The organism is Vibrio sp. 1-1(7), assembly GCF_013048485.1.
Classification (GTDB): Bacteria; Pseudomonadota; Gammaproteobacteria; order Enterobacterales; family Vibrionaceae; genus Vibrio; species Vibrio fujianensis.
Map to the genome: position 1 here is coordinate 1 of NZ_VHSP01000017.1, position 3,435 is coordinate 3,435.

At 37.1% G+C, this 3,435-nt stretch carries 4 protein-coding genes; all 4 read left to right on the plus strand.

What is annotated here, in order from left to right; all coding sequences use genetic code 11:
• Positions 1–149 precede the first annotated feature (149 nt).
• The 4 genes from FKN05_RS16370 to FKN05_RS16400 all read left to right on the plus strand — a co-directional run bounded on the left by FKN05_RS16370 (position 150) and on the right by FKN05_RS16400 (position 3,191).
• Positions 150–635 carry a GNAT family N-acetyltransferase gene (locus FKN05_RS16370; protein ID WP_170887997.1) on the plus strand — a complete coding sequence of 162 codons (486 nt, stop codon included), beginning with the start codon at positions 150–152 and terminating at the stop codon, positions 633–635.
• Positions 583–1,356, plus strand: coding sequence for a hypothetical protein (locus FKN05_RS16380; RefSeq protein WP_346656363.1), 774 nt, complete (start codon positions 583–585; stop codon positions 1,354–1,356). The genes FKN05_RS16370 and FKN05_RS16380 overlap by 53 nt, the downstream gene beginning before the upstream one ends.
• 139 nt (positions 1,357–1,495) lie before the next feature.
• Positions 1,496–2,269 (plus strand): hypothetical protein, encoded by a 774-nt coding sequence (locus FKN05_RS16390; protein WP_170888001.1) that lies wholly within the window; start codon positions 1,496–1,498, stop codon positions 2,267–2,269.
• A 154-nt stretch (positions 2,270–2,423) separates the two neighbouring features.
• Positions 2,424–3,191 (plus strand): hypothetical protein, encoded by a 768-nt coding sequence (locus tag FKN05_RS16400; protein ID WP_170888004.1) that lies wholly within the window; start codon positions 2,424–2,426, stop codon positions 3,189–3,191.
• The last annotated feature ends 244 nt before the right edge of the window (positions 3,192–3,435 follow it).

The window sequence follows — 3,435 nt, forward strand, 5'->3', positions numbered from 1 at the left end:
AAACAACTAACAAACTGTTTAAGAGTGATTCGCAACGCGTGGCATTTTTACTATGCGTTGGTATCAGTGTTTAAGGTGGTATGCGGGAGCTTCGGTATTGCGTTGCTCACACCTTAACAGGGCGTTAGCCGACATCAGAATGTTGAGTTATGGAGAATAAAGTGAATATAAGGAAAGCGATCAAGCAAGACTCTGATAAGTTATTAGAACTTATTGCACACAAAGCCGAGTTTGATCGAAGTATGAAAGGATTTAATGGTGAAATCTCTACGACCAAAGAGAAGATTGAACGTACTTTATTTGGTGATTATCCGTTTGCTCATGCTTTACTATTAGAAGTCGATGGGGAAGTTCAGGGATTCGCTTTATTTCATTACCGTTATTCTTCTTTTCGTGGTGAGCCTTTAATTTGGCTTGATGACTTACTAGTTATTGGTGAGCATCGGTCAAAGGGATACGGTGCTAAACTTATGCATGCATTGAAAATGGAAGCTAAAAGTTCATTAACTTCTCATATTTCATGGACAGCTAGCCCATACAACGTAAGAGCACACGAGTTCTACAAGAAGTTAGGAGCAGCAGTTGAACGAATGGATGGTCTTCGTCCGTATTTTAATTGGGCAATGTACGGCTAACAAACGCTTCAAGAGGGACTTCCAACGCGCGGCATTTTTATTATGCGTTGATTTTTGTGGTTACGGTGTTATGCGGAAACTTGGTAGTAGCGTTGTCAGCCCCTTAAGCGGGCGTTATAACTCATTGAAATTTCGAGGAAGGTATTATTTGGATTGGAAAACATTCACAGTTGAAATTGTAAAGGCAGTAGCTTGGCCTTTAGTCGTAGCAGTAATCGCTTTTCAACTGAAAGATAAAATATCGGAGCTACTACCTCGAATTAAAAAGCTAAAGCATAAAGATACGGAGTTAGAGTTCGCGGAAGGTGTAAGTAAGCTAGTCCGAGAACAAGAAGCTGAAGGTAATCATCAACCAGAGGTTCCCGTAACTAACGAAGTTCAGGAGCGGTATAATTTCTTGTTGAAACTGGCTGATATTTCTCCACGCTCGGCAGTACTAGAAGCATTTCGGGAAATAGAACATGCATCTGCGTCTACGATATCCAAATTATCAGCAGAACCGTCCGCACACGGTGGTAAATCACCTTTGAGTATACAAAGACAGTTGTCCGAATTAGCACTGACCAAAAATGAAGTCAAAATGTTTAATCAGCTCAGAGTGTTAAGAAACAAGGCTGCACATGACCGAGATTTTAATCTTCATGGAATGCCTATTGAGGCTTATATAGATCTTTCCTTAAGCTTGGCGAATAGAATTAGTTTGGCGGGAACTGAGTTATAACAAACGGTTCAAGAGGGACAGCCAACGCGTGGCATTTTTATTATGCGTTGGTTTTGGTGATTACGGTGTTATGCGGAAACTTGGTAGTGGCGTTGTCTGCCCCTTAACCGGGCGTTAGGCATATTGTAAGGAGACGGTGGTGAGATTTAATCCATTTGGTGATAGGCTTCGAGCTCTAGAATCAAGTATTTTGAAATATCGTTCATATGAAGTTCTTTTAGTTGTCTTCTATGTCGAGGAAATAAAAAATTTTGCTATGAGGACTATTCAGTCTAATGACCAACTTAAGTTGGGAGAGCCAAGAATAAGCCCTAAAACAAAGAAAAAATATCAGAAGCTATGGGATATTCTTGTTTCCGAAGGTGTACTAGAGCAAAGTGATAGGATATTGATAGAAGACCTGATTGAGTTCAGAAATAACTCAGCTCATTCACTCGCAGACTTGTTTTCTGATCTAAATACTGATGATGTATCAAAATTTGTTTCACAAAAGTTTTCTTATAATCATGGTGCAGCAGTGAAAGCTGAAAAAGTATATGAACGATTAGTCGAAAATATGAATGGTAATTATTTCCTAACAATTAGCACTGATAGTTATGTTTTTAGGAATGCTGAAAACTTATACAAAAAAGAAATGAAAAAATTGGCAGGTAAAATAAATAAGTTGTATGAGGAAAGAAAATTAGAAATCGAGCGTTTAAATGCTGAGCAAGATAGGTTTGCATCAGAACATATACAACTATTGAAGCCTATACATCCTGACAACAGAAAGGGTAACAATCAAATCACCCCAATAGGGAAAGCAACAATGGAAAAATTATTTGATTTAGGTTATAGCAACTTGTTTATATCTTATTCGATGAAAATAAGTTTGAGAACTGTCAAAGCTTATCAAAAGAAACTATATGCCTAACAAACTGTTTAAGAGTGATTCGCAACGCGTGGTATTTTCACTATGCGTTGATGCAAGTGATTAAGGTGGTATGCGGTGGCATCGGTATTGCGTTGCTCACACCTTAACAGGGCGTTAAGTTTCAATTATCTGATACATACAAGTAGAGAGAAATATGGAGTATTTAAAACAGCTGTTCACAATTTTACTAACGTTGGTTCTAGGTTCTTTCTTTTTCGTAGGGATTTTAGAAGATTTTAAAAGTGATGATTCGATCAAGGTAAAGCAGTTAGAAGACTATTTTAAACCGGCTCGAATAATGGCTAATGCTTGCCTGAAACAACAAAATAATTTATACCTACATTACCCTCAAAATGGCACATCATTACGCTTGTTTTATAATGCAATGTTCAATCTCATGGAAAACCCACAGCTTGAAAGTAACAATAGCTATGAGGTTGTTCTTAAAGGAATATTGCACAATATGCAAGTAACTCAAAAAACACAATCTGAGCTACCTAAGGCAGTTGCTGCATGTCGAGAGGAAGTTTTTTTGAGTCTTGAAGCTCTCTCTATAGCTACAGGTACATTCGAATACTTTAGTGAGCAATCGAAGGAAAGAAGTCAAAAACTTAACGAGGTCGCAAGATTATATGAGAAGAAGATAAATGAAATTTTAAGTGGCTTTGATGCTAAAGAATTAGAAAAAATGATGTATCAATTTGGTAGTTTGGACTTGAACTCTGATAATGAAATAAAAGCATTAATGGTAAAGTTTAGTGAAAAATTACCCATAATAGAATCTGTTAACTTTGTTCATTCTGAGCGAGAGCAAGAAATATACAGAATTGAAGCAGACTTTTTTTCTAAGATTCGTGAAAAATCCGCCACACAAATAGATGCAGGCTTTAAGCAAGGATTCTTCAGTTGGTTGATCAATTAGAAACTTAACAAGGCGTTAAAGAGGGATTCGCAACGCGTAGCATTTTCATTATGCGTTGATTTTATTGGTTTTTAGTGCAATGCGGTGAGTTGGTCGTTGCGTTGCTCACCCCTTAACGCGGCGTTATGCTTTATTTAGCCTCAGCAAAATCAATATATAATTTTAATGGGAAAACTTAGTCTGATTTAGACGTTTTTGTATTCTAATTTATTGATATTATGTGTTTATTTTTCTTTTTGGTGGC

What these genes read in the sequence shown, in the direction of transcription:
- FKN05_RS16370 (WP_170887997.1), top strand. Translation starts at nt 150, where the DNA reads ATGGAGAATAAAGTGAATATAAGGAAAGCGATCAAGCAAGACTCTGAT.
- FKN05_RS16400 (WP_170888004.1), top strand. Translation starts at nt 2,424, where the DNA reads ATGGAGTATTTAAAACAGCTGTTCACAATTTTACTAACGTTGGTTCTA.